Genomic DNA, 13,268 nt, shown 5'->3' on the forward strand with positions numbered 1-13,268 from the left:
AAACCAAAGGTACTCAAATGACTCGTATCGCTGCTGCCATGGCGCTTTCCACTGCCCTTGCCACCCTGGCCGGACCGCTCGCGGCTCAATCGCAGGGCGATTGGACCGTCGGTGTCGGTGTGGGCTATGTGAACCCCAAATCCAACAATGGCACCATTGCCGGCAGCACAGCCACCGTGGATGACAACACCCAGGCAATCTTTACCGTCGAATACTTCATCCGCGACAATCTGGGCATCGAGCTGCTGGCCGCAACGCCGTTCAAGCATGACGTTTCGATCAGTGGCATCGGCTATGCCGGAACCGTCAAACAGCTGCCGCCCACCGTGTCGCTGAACTATCACTTCCCGACCAACTCGGCCTGGAAACCCTATGTCGGCCTCAGTGTGAACTACACCACCTTCTTCGAGGAAAGCTCGCCGCTCGGCACGCTCAAGCTGGATGACAGTTTCGGTGTCGCCGTGAACGCGGGCCTCGACTATCAGATCAGCGACCGGGGCGCCCTGCGTCTGAACGCGCGCTGGATCAGCATCGAATCCGACGCCACCCTGAACGGTGCCGCCATCGGCACGGCCGAGATCGACCCGCTGGTGATCGGCGTCCAGTACGTGCATCGGTTCTGATCCCTCCTCGGCAAGACAGGCGGCCCGCAAGTTCCCTCGGCTTGCGGGCCGTTTGCGTTTTCAGAGCACCGTGTTCATCAGCTCGCGGCCGATCAGCATGCGGCGGATTTCCGAGGTGCCGGCACCGATCTCCATCAGCTTGGCATCGCGGAAAATACGGCTGACCGCGCTATCGGACAGGAACCCGGCACCGCCCATCGCCTGCACCGCCTGATGCGCCTGCACCATCGCCTGTTCACTGGCATAAAGACAGCAGGCGGCGGCATCCTGACGGGTCACGTCTCCGCGATCACAGGCCTTGGCCACCTCATAGATATAGGCGCGAGCCGAATTCATCGCGGTATACATGTCGGCGATCTTGCCCTGCATCAGCTGGAAGCTGCCGATCGGTTTGCCGAACTGCTTGCGCTCGGCCATATAGGGCATGATCTCGTCCAGACAGGCGGCCATGATGCCGGTGCCGATCCCGGCCAGCACCACGCGTTCGTAATCGAGACCCGACATCAGCACGGCAACGCCGCGCCCCTCTTGGCCCAGAACGTTCTCAAACGGCACCTCGACATCCTCAAAGACCAGCTCGGCCGTGTTCGAGCCGCGCATGCCCAACTTGTCGAAATGCTTGGACGTCGAGAAGCCCTTCATCGACTTTTCGATCAGAAAGGCGGTGATGCCCTTGCTGCCCGCCTCGGGGTCGGTCTTGGCATAGACCACCAGCGTATCGGCATCGGGGCCGTTGGTGATCCAGTATTTGTTGCCGTTCAGGCGGTAATGGTCGTTGCGCTTTTCGGCGCGCAGCTTCATCGACACCACGTCGGACCCGGCACCCGCCTCGGACATAGCCAGCGCGCCCACATGTTCGCCAGACACCAGGCCCGGCAGGTATTTGCGCTTTTGTTCGTCGTTGCCGTTCAGCTTGATCTGGTTGACGCAGAGGTTGGAATGCGCGCCATAGCTGAGGCTGACCGAAGCGCTGGCGCGCGCAATCTCTTCAACCGCGACCACATGCGCCAGGTACGACATGCCCGCACCGCCGAACTCCTCGGGCACGGTGATGCCCAACAGGCCCAGATCGCCCATCTCGCGCCACAGCGCGTTGGGAAACTCGTTGGTCTGGTCGATCTCGGCGGCCATCGGGCGGACCCGCTCCTGCGCCCAGCGATGCACCATATCGCGCAGCGCGTTCACATCCTCGCCCAGATCGAATTGCATGGTAGCTGCGAACATCGCGCTCTCCTCTCCGCATTAATGAACAACTGTTCAATAATGCGATAGCAGCGTTGGTGATTCCCGTCAATCGTTCTGCGCGACCCGGGAAAAACGGTTTGGCAGATACGGAAACGGGCGGCCCGAAGGCCGCCCGCCGTGATCAGGATACCCCTGCGCGCGTCGTTCAGCGCAGGATGTGAATGACAATCCGGCTTTCGGGATTCACCAGAACCGGCAGACCGTTCACATGGGCGAATTCGTATTTCGACTCGGGGATCGGCTGCAAATCGACCACATCGGGCAGCAGCGCGCCGGGCACAACTTCGCCCTCAAGATAGATCGGCTCCGGCATGTTGGCGCGCACAAAGGTCACTTCTTCCTCGCGCGGCTCAGGCTCCGCCGCGGTGCCAAGCGCACCGCCGGCAACCGCACCGGCCACGGCACCACCCGGGCCACCGATCAAGCCGCCAGCAATCGCGCCCATTAGGCTGCCGCCGACAACCGCACCGGTATTTGTCTCGTCTTCATAGGTCACGCTCTCATATTCCAACGAATTGTCGGGCGAGATCACGGGAACCCAGACGGTTTTGCCGGGATCGACGAGGTATTCGCCATAGGCCCAGCCGTCGGCACCCTCGTAAGAGACCTTGCACCACTGGCTGTCCTTGATGCAGCCGACGACTTCGGTCTGTGCGTCCTTTTCGATCACGCCAATGACCGGATGGTGCGGGCCAGGGCCCGAACGCATATTCAGGTCGGTCACCGCCATTGCAGTCGGACCAGCCAGCAGCGGGCTTGCCGCAATTGCCAGAACGGATGCCGTCAGGGTCAGAACATTGGTTTTCATCGTCTTCTCCTCAGTCTCGTGCGAGATACAAGCGCCTACTCGCGCTCTTGTCTCGTCACAACCAACCGACCCGGATTTTGGTTCCCAACAATTTTTCCGGCGCCGATGAGCCGCCAGACATGCGGTTCCCGCAGGATTGAGGAGAAAGGACGATGAAGTCGGGTTATCCGTTTTGCCAGACGGCCCCCACCTCGGCCCGGATGATGCGCGCGATCAGATCGCAATCCTCCAGGCTAAAGGTCAGCGGCACCCGCATGTCGATGATCCCGGCCAGCACACGGTCGCTGGCGGGCATCGGCGCGCTCTCGGCATAGCGCCAGCTGTCATAGCGCGAGGTAAATCCGACGGGTTCGGGTGTGCCGAACCATTTCAGCTCGACCCCGCGTGCCGCGCAGCGGCGCAGCGCCTCCTGCACCTTGTCCGCCGCCCAGTCGAGCAGAAGGAACTGGATGGACGAGCCGACATAGGTCTCGGCCTCGGGCCGCTCGATTACCGTGAGACCCGGCGTACCGCGCAAGCCCGCCTCGATCCGCTGATAGCGCTCGTTCCAGCGTGCCACCTGTGTTGAGAGCGCGCGCAGCTGCGGCCGCAGGATGGCGGCGCGCAGATTGTCCATCCGGCCCGAGATATTGGGGGTGTGATACTTGATCCGCTCGAACACCTCAGGTCCCGGCGCCGCCAGGTGACGTTCATAGAGCATATAGGACCCGGACAGCATCACCGCCCGCGCCGCGATCTCCTCGTCATCGGTGACCAGAAGCCCCCCCTCGCCCGAGTTCACGTGCTTGTAGGTCTGGCATGAATAGCAGCCGACCGCACCCTGCCGCCCCGAAGCCACCCCGTTCCAGGCCGCACCCATCGTATGGGCGCAATCCTCGATCACGGTGATCCCAGCCGCGTCGCAAATCTGCATCAGCCGGTCCATGTCGCACAGATGCCCGCGCATATGGCTCAGCATCAGCACCCGCGCCGCGCCCGCCTTGGCCGCCAGATCGTCAAGGTCGATGGTCAGGCTCTCTGTCACGCCCACGAACACCGGCCGCGCACCCACCGAGGCGATGGCGCCGGGCACCGGCGCGAGCGTAAAGGCATTGGTCAGCACCGCATCGCCGGGCTTCACCCCCACAGCGCGCAACGCGGTGGCCAGCGCATAGCCGCCCGAGGCCACCGCCAGACAATAGCGCGCGCCGGTCTGGGCGGCGAATTCCTGCTCCAGCAGGGCGGTTTCGCCCAGCTCTCCCTTGGCAAGGTTGTAACGATGGAGCCGACCATGGCGCAGCACGGCAAGCGCCGCCTCTATCGCCTCGTCCGGAATGGGTTCCTGCTGGGTGAAACTACCCGAGAATGTCTCTGTCATGGCGATGTTTCTGAGGTCGGCCCGCCCGCCGGTCAAGAGGTCGCATGCCGATTTGAAAAATCGAAACCCAACCTCATCCGATCAGACGGTTCACGATGCCCGGCAAATCCTCGAAACGATCCAGCAGCGCCTCGGGTTCCAGCGCGGCCATGTCGGCGCCCGAGGGGCCGAACGTAACCAAAATAGAAGGCACCCCCGCCGCCCGCGCCGTATTGCGGTCGGTGTCACTGTCGCCCACCAGCACACAGGCCGCCGGGTCTCCCCCCGCCGCCCGTGCCGCCGCGCGCAACGGCTCGGGGTCGGGCTTGCGTACCGGCAGCGTATCGGCCCCGATCATCGACGCAAACGCCCCCCGCACCCCCAGGCGCTGCAACAGCAATTCGGCCAGGGCTTCGGGCTTGTTGGTACAGATCCCCACGCCATAGCCTTGCGTCCGCAACGCCTCCACCGCATCCATCGCCCCGGGATAGACAAAGGTGTGGTGGTCAATCGCTCCTCGATAGGCCTCCAGCAAGACGGGATAGTACCGGTCGACGGTGGCATCTTCATAGGCTCCCACCCGCTCCAGCCCGCGCCGCAGCATCATGCGCCCGCCCCGCAAGGCAATGCCCGCATCCTGTCCGGGGATCAGGACATCACCATAACCCATCTCTCGAAAACAATGATTTGCCGCCGCCAAAAGATCGCCAGACGTATCCGCCAATGTGCCATCAAGATCGAAAATCACCGTTCGCATGCTGCCTCCTTCGGCGGCTTTCCGCCTTGGCCTGTTGCAAGCCGCAATCTAGTTTGATCGCGCTAACGCTTGCGCCTTTGTCTCCAGCGGATAAAACGGGCGGCAGCAAAACAAAAGAGAAAAAGAGAAAACGCCATATGAGCACCGCATTGATCATCCTGGCCGCAGGCAAGGGCACACGGATGAACTCGGACATTCCCAAGGTTCTGCACCCGATCGCCCAGGTCCCGATGCTGGTTCATGCCATGCGGACCGGGGCCGCGCTGGCGCCCGAACGCACGGTGGTGGTCGCGGGGCACGGCGCAGATGCCGTGCGGGCGGCGGCCTTGGACGAAGACGAAACCGCCAGCGTCGTTCTGCAAGAAGAACAATTGGGCACCGCCCACGCGGTCGATCAGGCCCGGCAGGCTTTGGAGGGTTTTCCCGGCGATGCTGTGGTCCTCTATGCTGATACGCCCTTTCTGCAACCGACCACGCTGGAACGGATGGTCGAGGCCCGCGCCAAATACGACCTTGTCATTCTTGGGTTCCACGCCGCCGATCCGGCGCGTTATGGCCGCCTGGTGATGCAGGGCGACAGCCTTGAGAAGATCGTCGAGTTCAAGGACGCCAATGATACCGAGCGCGCAATTTCCTTTTGCAACTCGGGCCTTCTGGCCTGCAAGGCCGACACCCTCTTTTCCCTGATCGCCGAGGTGGGCAACGAAAATGCCGCCGGTGAATACTATCTGACCGATGTCGTCGAGATCGCTCGCAAACGCGGTCTGAAGGTCACCGCCGTCTCCTGCGATGAAAGCGAGACCTTGGGCGTGAACTCACGCGCTGATCTGGCCGCGGCCGATGCCGTGTTCCAGACCCGCGCCCGCGCCGAGCTGCTCGACCTGGGCGTGACCCTGATGGCACCCGATACCGTCTATCTGGCCGCCGACACTGTGATCGGGCGCGATACGGTGATCGAGCCGAACGTGGTCTTCGGCCCCGGTGTCACCGTGGAAAGCGGCGCGACCATTCGTGCCTTCTCACATCTCGAAGGCTGCCATGTCAGCCATGGGTCGGTGGTCGGGCCCTATGCCCGGCTGCGCCCGGGCACGGAGCTGGCCGAGAACACCCGCATCGGCAATTTTGTCGAGATCAAGAACGCCGAGATCGGCGAGGGCGCCAAGGTCAATCACCTGTCGTATATCGGCGATGCCAGCGTCGGCGCCGAAACCAATATCGGAGCAGGAACCATCACCTGCAACTATGACGGCGTCATGAAACACCGCACGACCATCGGCGCCAATGTCTTTGTCGGGTCCAACACGATGCTGGTGGCGCCGGTCTCTTTGGGTGACGGGTCCATGACGGCAACCGGAACGGTTGTCACCCGCGATGTGGACCCCGACGCGCTGGCGGTTGGACGCGTCGCGCAGGAAAACAAGCCGGGCTATGCGCGCAAGCTGTTCCAGATGCTGCGCGCCAAGAAGGCCCGAAAGCAAAAGGAAACCTGAGCATGTGCGGAATTGTCGGCGTTCTGGGCGACCACGAGGTTGCCCCAATCCTGGTCGAAGCTCTCAAAAGACTCGAGTACCGAGGCTATGACAGTGCGGGCATCGCGACAGTCAACAACGGGGTGCTGGATCGCCGCCGGGCTGTGGGCAAGCTGGTGAACCTCAGCGACCTTCTCGTCCATGAACCGCTTGCCGGCAGATCCGGCATCGGCCACACCCGCTGGGCCACCCATGGCGCACCGACGGTCAGCAATGCCCACCCCCACCGCGCCGGTGCGGTTGCTGTGGTCCACAACGGAATTGTCGAGAATTACCGAGAGTTGCGGGCCGAACTGGCCGAGCTTGGTATCACCTTTGCCACCGAGACCGATACCGAAACCGTGGCGCTGATGACCGAGCGCTACATGCGCGAGGGGCTGGGCCCGGTCGAGGCGGCCTATCGCACGCTTGACAAGCTCGAAGGCGCCTTTGCCCTGGCCTTTCTCTTCGATGGTGAAGAGGACCTGATCGTCGCCGCCCGCAAAGGCAGCCCGCTGGCCATCGGTCACGGGGACGGAGAGATGTTCGTCGGCTCGGACGCCATTGCACTCGCCCCGCTGACCGACAGGATCACCTATCTAGAGGAAGGCGACCGCGCGACCGTCACCCGCAAAGGGGTCGAAATCCGGGATGCGCATGGCAAGCTGGCCAACCGCCAGATGCGCACTATTCGTCTCGACAGCACGCGCGTTGACAAGGGCGGCTACAAGCATTTCATGGCCAAGGAGATCGCCGAACAACCCACCGTCATCGCCGAAGCGATCAGCTCGTACTTGCCAGCCGGATCGGACAGCGTTCAACTACCCGGTGAAACGATTGACTTTGCTTCTATCGACCGGCTGACCATGGTCGCCTGCGGCACCGCCTATTACGCCTGTCTGACGGCAAAATACTGGTTCGAACAACTGGCCCGGCTACCGGTCGAAGTCGACGTGGCTAGCGAATTCCGATATCGTGAGCCACCGATCCCAGCGCGCACATTGGCCTTGTTCGTCAGCCAGTCCGGCGAGACAGCCGATACCTTGGCGGCGCTCCGATATTGCCGCGACAAGGCGGACAAGATCCTTTCCGTGGTCAACGTGCCCGAAAGCTCGATCGCCCGCGAAAGCGATCTGGCGCTGCCCATCCATGCCGGGGTCGAGGTCGGCGTCGCCTCGACCAAGGCTTTCACCTGCCAACTGAGCGTGCTGCTGATGTTGGCGCTCAAAGCGGCCTGTGACCGGGGAATGCTCTCTCCCACGGCGATGGCCGACCATGCCGCGGCGCTGCGTGGTCTGCCATCGGCGCTGAATGCGGCGCTGGACCAGAACGATACCGTACGGGCCGCCGCGCAGAAACTGAGCGAAGCCCGCGACGTGCTGTTCCTGGGCCGTGGCCTGATGTATCCGCTGGCCCTGGAAGGGGCACTGAAACTCAAGGAAATCAGCTATATCCACGCCGAAGCCTACGCGTCGGGAGAACTGAAGCACGGACCCATCGCATTGATCGACCAACAGATGCCCGTGGTCGTCCTTGCACCCCGCGATGCGTTGTTCGACAAGACCGTTTCGAACATGCAGGAGGTCATGGCGCGCAAGGGTAAGGTGATGCTGATCTCGGATGCCGATGGGTTGTCCGAGGCCCGCGATGGCGTATGGTCCACCATCCAGATGCCGCATGTGCACCCCTCGCTCACCCCGATCCTTTATGCGATTCCGGCGCAATTGCTGGCCTATCACACCGCCGTGGCCAAGGGGACCGACGTGGACCAGCCTCGCAACCTGGCAAAATCGGTGACGGTGGAGTGACAAGATGGCCAAGCAGTTTCCCCGGATCGACGAGGCGCATCGCGCCTTCATCGAAGAGCAGCACATGTTCTTCACCGGTTCGGCCGGTCCCGAGGGTCGCGTCAACATCTCGCCCAAGGGGATGGATTCGCTGCGCGTCCTTGGGCCGAACCGCATCGTCTGGATGAACATCACCGGCAGCGGCAATGAAACCGCCGGGCATCAGCTCGAAAACAACCGGATGACCCTGATGTGGTGTTCCTTCACCACCCGGCCCCTGATCCTGCGCTGCTACGGAACCGCCAGCACCCTGCATGCCGGTGATCCGGGCTGGGACAGCCTTGCGCCGCTCTTCCCCGCCCATCGCAGCGCGCGCCAGATCTTCGATGTCTCGGTCGATCTGGTGCAGACCTCCTGCGGCTATGCCGTGCCGTTCATGGAATACACATCAGAACGCGACACGATGCAGAAATGGGTCGATGCAAAATCGGATGACGACATCCGCGCCTATTGGGTCGAAAAGAACCAGACGACCATCGACGGCAAACCCACCGGCGTACCGGTCTGAGACCGGCACCAGAGGACACCCCGATGCTCGCACATTATCTGGACCAGATCGGCGCCCATGCCGACCCTGAGCGCGCCATCGAAATGGCCGCCTATCACAAGGTTCCGCGCCGGTATCTGGGGGTCTCGAACCTCGTGCTGAACGACCTGACCAAAGCGTGGCGGCAGGATCTCGACCTGCCCGACCGTGTCGCCCTGGCCGACGCGCTCTGGCAGACCGACATTCACGAGGCCCGGTTGGCAGCGGCAAAACTCCTGACGCAGGCGCGGATCAGACCGGATGGAGAGGTCTGGGCACTGCTCACCTCATGGCTGCCGGATTTCGATGCATGGGCCGTCGCCGACCATGCCGCGATGGCAATGCAGAAACGTCTGGTTGCAGATCCCTCCCGTCTGGACGTGGTCGAAGACTGGACCCGGTCGGATCACATGTGGACCCGGCGCGCGGCACTGGTTGCCACCCTGCCCTGGGCCAAGATGAGCAACCCCAAACCCGCCGATACCGCGGCGCGCGACCGTATCCTGGGCTGGGCGGCAAACTATGTGCCCGACCGCGACTGGTTCATGCAAAAGGTCGTCGCCTGGTGGCTGCGCGATCATTCCAAACACGATCCCGAGGCGGTGCGCGCCTTTCTGGCCGAGCATGGCCCGGCAATGAAACCCTTTGCCCGCAAGGAAGCGGGCAAATACCTCGGCGATCAGTTGGAATAGACGTCGAGTTCGACCAACTCGTCGATCGGTGCCAGGAGCGCGCGCATCGCCTCCAGCGACAACCGGCTGCCCGCCCCCGGATCCCCCGCGACCGGGATCAGGGTGACATGTGCCGTCGCCCCGGTCTTGCGCACCACCACGCGCCCGTTGCGTTCCTGACTGACCAGCGTTGTCTCCATCCAGCGTCCCGGAATCGTAGGATCGCCCAATCCCGCGATGGTCTGCCTTGCGCCGACCCAACCGGGCTGAATATCGGCCGCCTCCTGAACCGGCTCGGCGACCGCCTCGGGTTCTTCCGGCGCTTCGGTTTCGGATGCTTCGGTTTCCGGTGCTGCGGTCTGCGCAACCGGCTCGGAACGGTTGAACAGCTTGTCGGTGGTCGAGCGGACCCGGTCACAACCGGCCACAAGGATCAGGGAAATCAGCAGAACGTATCTCATATCGCTACCCTAATCATTGGCACCGGTGACTCGCCAGCCCTAACCCATAAGGACACTTGCCGCAGGCGGTGCGCCGCTTTACCTATGTGGCCATGACAGCTCCACTGATCGACCCTTTCGCGCGCGCCATCACCTATCTGCGTGTCTCCGTCACGGACCGCTGCGATTTTCGCTGCGTCTATTGCATGTCGGAAAACATGACCTTTCTGCCCAAGAAAGATCTGCTGACGCTGGAAGAGCTGGACCGCATGTGCTCGACCTTTGTCCGCATGGGGGTGGAGAAGCTGCGCATCACCGGCGGCGAGCCGCTGGTGCGCCGCGATATCATGACCTTTTTCAACGGCATGACCCGACATCTGGACAGCGGCGCGCTGAAAGAACTGACGCTGACCACCAATGGCTCGCAGCTGGAACGCTTTGCCGATCAGCTTTACGCGGCAGGCGTGCGCCGGGTGAATGTCTCGCTTGATACGCTGGACGATCAGAAGTTCGCCGACATCACCCGCTGGGGCCGGTTGCCACAAGTGCTGCGCGGCATCGACGCGGCCCAGCGCGCGGGGCTGAGAATCAAGATCAACGCGGTGGCGCTCAAGGGCTTCAACGAGGAAGAACTGCCCCGCATCACCGAATGGTGCGCCGAGCGCGACATGGACCTGACCTGGATCGAGGTCATGCCGATGGGCGATATCGGCAACGAGAACCGGCTGGACCAGTACTGGTCGCTCAAGGACGTGCGCGCCCGCTACGCCGAACATTACACCGTCACCGATCTGGCCGAGCGCAGCGGCGGTCCTGCGCGCTATGTGCGGCTGGAAGAGACCGGGCAAAAGATCGGCTTCATCACCCCTCTCAGCCATAATTTCTGCGAAAGCTGCAACCGGGTACGGCTGACCTGCACGGGCGAACTCTACATGTGCCTCGGGCAGGAAGACATGGCCGACCTGCGCAAACCGCTACGCGACCATCCCGGCAGCGAGGAACCGCTGGAACAGGCGATCCGCGCCGCCATCGGGCTGAAACCCAAGGGGCATGATTTCGACTATTCCCGCCAGCAGGTCGACGGCAGGATGTCCCGGCATATGAGCCACACGGGCGGCTGACGCATGTCCGGCCCCGGCCTGTCGCCGACCCCGCTCTATCACCTGTATCGCGCGGCCTCGGCCGTGCTGGTGCCGTTTGCCTGGCGAACGGTCCGCAAGAAGCTGAGCCGCGCCGATGTGCCGCTGGAACGGCAACATGAACGGCTGGGCCATGCCAGCCTGTCACGCCCGCCCGGGCGGCTCGTGTGGTTCCATGCCGCCAGCGTCGGCGAAAGCCTGTCGGTCCTGCGCCTGATCACCCGCATGGGCGAGCGGATGCCAAACCTCGAATTCCTGATCACCTCGGGCACGCCCACCTCGGCCGATCTGATCGCGCGGCGGATGCCGCCGCGCTGTCGCCACCAGTTCGCGCCACTCGACGGGCCGGGTCCTGTGACGCGCTTCTACAAGCAATGGCGCCCCGATGCGGCTGTGTTCGTCGAAAGCGAGCTATGGCCGCGCATGATCGTCGAAGGCGCCCGCGCGGGCGTGCCGCTGGCCCTTCTCAACGCCCGCCTCTCCGAAAAATCGGTGCGCGGCTGGCAGCGGTTCCCGTCAACTGCGCGCTTTCTCCTCGACCGCTTTCGCCTGTTCCTGACCCAGAACCGGCAGACCGCCGACAACCTGATCGCCATGGGTGCCGATCCGGCGCGGGTCACGCCCGGCACTAACCTCAAGGCGATGGCCGGGCCGCTGCCGGTCGATGCCGCCCTGCTGACAGAGATGCGCGCCGCCATCGGCCCCCGCCCGGTCTGGGTCGCCAGCTCCACCCATCCGGGCGAGGAAGAGGTGGTGCTCGACGCCCATCGCCAATTGCTGGCCGACCATCCCGACCTGTTGCTCTTGCTGATCCCGCGCCACCCCGAGCGCGGCACCGAGGTGTCGGCGCTGATAACCACCGCCGGGTTCACCTCCGCCCGCCGCAGTAGCGGCGAGAGCATCACCCCCGGCACGCAGGTCTATCTGGCCGACACGCTGGGCGAGACCGGCACCTGGTACGCGCTTTGCCCGCTGGTCTTCCTCGGCGGCTCGCTGCGCGAGATCGGCGGTCACAACCCGTTCGAACCGGCCCAGGCGGGCGCGGCGGTGATCACCGGGCCAGGCTATTTCAACTTTGCCGAAACCTATCAGCCATTGATTGCGAGCGGTGGCGCCATCGAGGTAACAGGCGCCACGCCCCTGGCCCGCGCCGTGCGTCACTGGCTAGACGATGCAGAGGCGTTTGATACCGCCCGCACCCAGGCCCGCGCGCTGGTCGCCGCACAGGAAACCGCGCTTGAGGGTGTCATCGACACGCTGACATCCCGGTTGGAGCTTGGCTGATGCCCGATCTCTTCGTCACCAATTTCAACCGCAATTTTACCGGTGTTTCGGCCACGGCGGCGAATGTCATCCGCCAACAGGTCGCGACCCACGATCTGGCGCTGGTGGGGCACGCCCTGCCCGGCTGCCCCACACCGATCAGCGCCCGCGCCGCCCGCGCGCTGTCACGTACACCGCCGCCGGGCAAGTCCTTTGCCATCTGGCACGTGCGCCGCAATCCGGAAATGCAGACTGCGCTCTGGGCGCGCGATGTGCTGCGCCTGCCGATCCGCATCGTCTTTACCTCGGCCGCGATCCGGCGGCATTCGGCCTTTCCGCGCTGGCTGATCAGCCGGATGGATGCGGTGGTGGCCACCTCGGATGCTGCGGCAAGCTTTGTCCGGCATGTGCGCGCGGTGGTGCCCCATGGCGTCGATACCGACCGTTTCACCCCCGCCCCCGACCGCCCCGCCGCCTGGGCGGCGCAGGGTTATGGCGGCACATTCGGCATTGCCACCATCGGTCGGGTGCGCCCGGAAAAGGGCACCGATCTCTTTGTCGAGGCGATGCTGCGCCTCTTGCCCGATATGCCGGGCGCGGTGGCGCTGGTGGTGGGCCGCGCCACCAAGGAACACCAGAAATTCGCCCTGACCCTCAAGGACAAGGTTCAGCGCGCCGGCATGATCGACCGCATCCGTTTCATCGACGAGGTGCCGCCCGACCGCCTGCCCAACCTGATGCGCGCCCTGTCGCTGGTGGTGCAACTGCCCCGCTACGAGGGCTACGGCATGGTCCCGCTCGAAGCGATGGCCTCGGGCGTACCCTTTGTCGGCTCGGACACCGGCTTCTTTCGCGAATTCTCGGCCCAGGGCCGGACCGGGCGGGTGGTGCCGCTTGAAAACGCAGGCCTCGGGGCCGAGGCCGCCCGCGCCCTGCTGGTCGACGAGGATGTCCACGGCGCCGCCGCCCTTGCGGCACGCGATATCGCGGTGGACAGTTTCAGCGCCGCGCACGAGGCCGCAGGAATCGAAGCGGTCTACCAGCAGCTCTGGTCACAAGGCTGATTGCCGCTTCTTTCTGGTCGAAAATACTCTAGGGGGTGAAT

General features: G+C 63.8%; 13 protein-coding genes. 8 read left to right on the top strand and 5 right to left on the bottom strand.

The window, feature by feature from the left end; translation table 11 throughout:
* The first annotated feature begins 17 nt into the window (after positions 1-17).
* On the top strand, positions 18-623 hold the full coding sequence (locus OEZ49_RS12150) for an OmpW/AlkL family protein (protein ID WP_263388560.1): 606 nt from the start codon (positions 18-20) through the stop codon (positions 621-623).
* 60 nt (positions 624-683) lie between these two features.
* On the opposite strand, the gene OEZ49_RS12155 is transcribed toward OEZ49_RS12150, so the two are convergent.
* From OEZ49_RS12155 to OEZ49_RS12170, 4 genes are all read right to left on the bottom strand, one after another.
* Positions 684-1,847, bottom strand: coding sequence for an isovaleryl-CoA dehydrogenase (locus OEZ49_RS12155; protein WP_164128702.1), 1,164 nt, complete (start codon positions 1,845-1,847; stop codon positions 684-686).
* A gap of 166 nt (positions 1,848-2,013) precedes the next feature.
* Positions 2,014-2,676, bottom strand: a complete 663-nt coding sequence (locus OEZ49_RS12160) for a DUF1236 domain-containing protein (RefSeq protein ID WP_263388561.1) — start codon at positions 2,674-2,676, stop codon at positions 2,014-2,016.
* Between the two features lie 163 nt (positions 2,677-2,839).
* Positions 2,840-4,033 carry a DegT/DnrJ/EryC1/StrS family aminotransferase gene (locus OEZ49_RS12165; RefSeq protein WP_263388562.1) on the bottom strand — a complete coding sequence of 398 codons (1,194 nt, stop codon included), beginning with the start codon at positions 4,031-4,033 and terminating at the stop codon, positions 2,840-2,842.
* Positions 4,034-4,106: 73 nt separating this feature from the next.
* Complete coding sequence (locus tag OEZ49_RS12170) at positions 4,107-4,769, bottom strand: HAD-IA family hydrolase (RefSeq protein ID WP_263388563.1); 663 nt, start codon at positions 4,767-4,769, stop codon at positions 4,107-4,109.
* Positions 4,770-4,906: 137 nt separating this feature from the next.
* On the opposite strand from OEZ49_RS12170, the gene glmU reads away from it, so the two are divergent.
* The 4 genes from glmU to OEZ49_RS12190 are packed head-to-tail and all read left to right on the top strand — an operon-like array spanning position 4,907 to position 9,342.
* On the top strand, positions 4,907-6,259 hold the full coding sequence (gene glmU, locus OEZ49_RS12175) for a bifunctional UDP-N-acetylglucosamine diphosphorylase/glucosamine-1-phosphate N-acetyltransferase GlmU (RefSeq protein ID WP_263388564.1): 1,353 nt from the start codon (positions 4,907-4,909) through the stop codon (positions 6,257-6,259).
* A gap of 2 nt (positions 6,260-6,261) precedes the next feature.
* Positions 6,262-8,085: a glutamine--fructose-6-phosphate transaminase (isomerizing) gene (glmS, locus tag OEZ49_RS12180; RefSeq protein WP_263388565.1), complete on the top strand. Its 1,824-nt coding sequence runs from the start codon at positions 6,262-6,264 to the stop codon at positions 8,083-8,085.
* A gap of 4 nt (positions 8,086-8,089) precedes the next feature.
* On the top strand, positions 8,090-8,632 hold the full coding sequence (locus OEZ49_RS12185; RefSeq protein WP_263388566.1) for a pyridoxamine 5'-phosphate oxidase family protein: 543 nt from the start codon (positions 8,090-8,092) through the stop codon (positions 8,630-8,632).
* A 23-nt stretch (positions 8,633-8,655) separates the two neighbouring features.
* The gene (locus OEZ49_RS12190; RefSeq protein ID WP_263388567.1) at positions 8,656-9,342 is read left to right on the top strand and encodes a DNA alkylation repair protein; all 687 of its coding nucleotides are present in this window, start codon (positions 8,656-8,658) and stop codon (positions 9,340-9,342) included.
* On the opposite strand, the gene OEZ49_RS12195 is transcribed toward OEZ49_RS12190, so the two are convergent.
* Positions 9,330-9,782 carry a hypothetical protein gene (locus tag OEZ49_RS12195; RefSeq protein ID WP_263388568.1) on the bottom strand — a complete coding sequence of 151 codons (453 nt, stop codon included), beginning with the start codon at positions 9,780-9,782 and terminating at the stop codon, positions 9,330-9,332. The genes OEZ49_RS12190 and OEZ49_RS12195 overlap by 13 nt on opposite strands.
* Positions 9,783-9,874: 92 nt before the next feature.
* Here OEZ49_RS12195 and moaA point away from each other — a divergent pair, with 92 nt between their 5' ends.
* Genes moaA through OEZ49_RS12210 form a run of 3 tightly spaced genes read left to right on the top strand, consistent with a single transcriptional unit; the run spans position 9,875 to position 13,227 of the window.
* Entirely contained in the window at positions 9,875-10,882 is a 1,008-nt protein-coding gene (gene moaA, locus OEZ49_RS12200; protein WP_263388618.1) for a GTP 3',8-cyclase MoaA, read from the top strand.
* 3 nt (positions 10,883-10,885) lie between these two features.
* The gene (locus OEZ49_RS12205) at positions 10,886-12,184 is read left to right on the top strand and encodes a 3-deoxy-D-manno-octulosonic acid transferase (RefSeq protein WP_263388569.1); all 1,299 of its coding nucleotides are present in this window, start codon (positions 10,886-10,888) and stop codon (positions 12,182-12,184) included.
* Positions 12,184-13,227 carry a glycosyltransferase family 4 protein gene (locus tag OEZ49_RS12210; protein WP_263388570.1) on the top strand — a complete coding sequence of 348 codons (1,044 nt, stop codon included), beginning with the start codon at positions 12,184-12,186 and terminating at the stop codon, positions 13,225-13,227. The genes OEZ49_RS12205 and OEZ49_RS12210 overlap by 1 nt, the downstream gene beginning before the upstream one ends.
* Positions 13,228-13,268 lie beyond the last annotated feature (41 nt).

Source organism: Ruegeria marisflavi, assembly GCF_025673445.1.
Lineage (GTDB): Bacteria > Pseudomonadota > Alphaproteobacteria > Rhodobacterales > Rhodobacteraceae > Ruegeria_B > Ruegeria_B marisflavi.

Bases quoted from the DNA above. Each gene is read 5' to 3' on its own strand.
- OEZ49_RS12195 (WP_263388568.1), bottom strand. From the start codon at position 9,782: ATGAGATACGTTCTGCTGATTTCCCTGATCCTTGTGGCCGGTTGTGAC.
- OEZ49_RS12170 (WP_263388563.1), bottom strand. From the start codon at position 4,769: ATGCGAACGGTGATTTTCGATCTTGATGGCACATTGGCGGATACGTCT.
- OEZ49_RS12155 (WP_164128702.1), bottom strand. From the start codon at position 1,847: ATGTTCGCAGCTACCATGCAATTCGATCTGGGCGAGGATGTGAACGCG.
- OEZ49_RS12185 (WP_263388566.1), top strand. From the start codon at position 8,090: ATGGCCAAGCAGTTTCCCCGGATCGACGAGGCGCATCGCGCCTTCATC.
- OEZ49_RS12160 (WP_263388561.1), bottom strand. From the start codon at position 2,676: ATGAAAACCAATGTTCTGACCCTGACGGCATCCGTTCTGGCAATTGCG.
- moaA (WP_263388618.1), top strand. From the start codon at position 9,875: ATGACAGCTCCACTGATCGACCCTTTCGCGCGCGCCATCACCTATCTG.
- OEZ49_RS12210 (WP_263388570.1), top strand. From the start codon at position 12,184: ATGCCCGATCTCTTCGTCACCAATTTCAACCGCAATTTTACCGGTGTT.
- OEZ49_RS12165 (WP_263388562.1), bottom strand. From the start codon at position 4,033: ATGACAGAGACATTCTCGGGTAGTTTCACCCAGCAGGAACCCATTCCG.
- OEZ49_RS12190 (WP_263388567.1), top strand. From the start codon at position 8,656: ATGCTCGCACATTATCTGGACCAGATCGGCGCCCATGCCGACCCTGAG.
- OEZ49_RS12150 (WP_263388560.1), top strand. From the start codon at position 18: ATGACTCGTATCGCTGCTGCCATGGCGCTTTCCACTGCCCTTGCCACC.
- glmS (WP_263388565.1), top strand. From the start codon at position 6,262: ATGTGCGGAATTGTCGGCGTTCTGGGCGACCACGAGGTTGCCCCAATC.
- OEZ49_RS12205 (WP_263388569.1), top strand. From the start codon at position 10,886: ATGTCCGGCCCCGGCCTGTCGCCGACCCCGCTCTATCACCTGTATCGC.
- glmU (WP_263388564.1), top strand. From the start codon at position 4,907: ATGAGCACCGCATTGATCATCCTGGCCGCAGGCAAGGGCACACGGATG.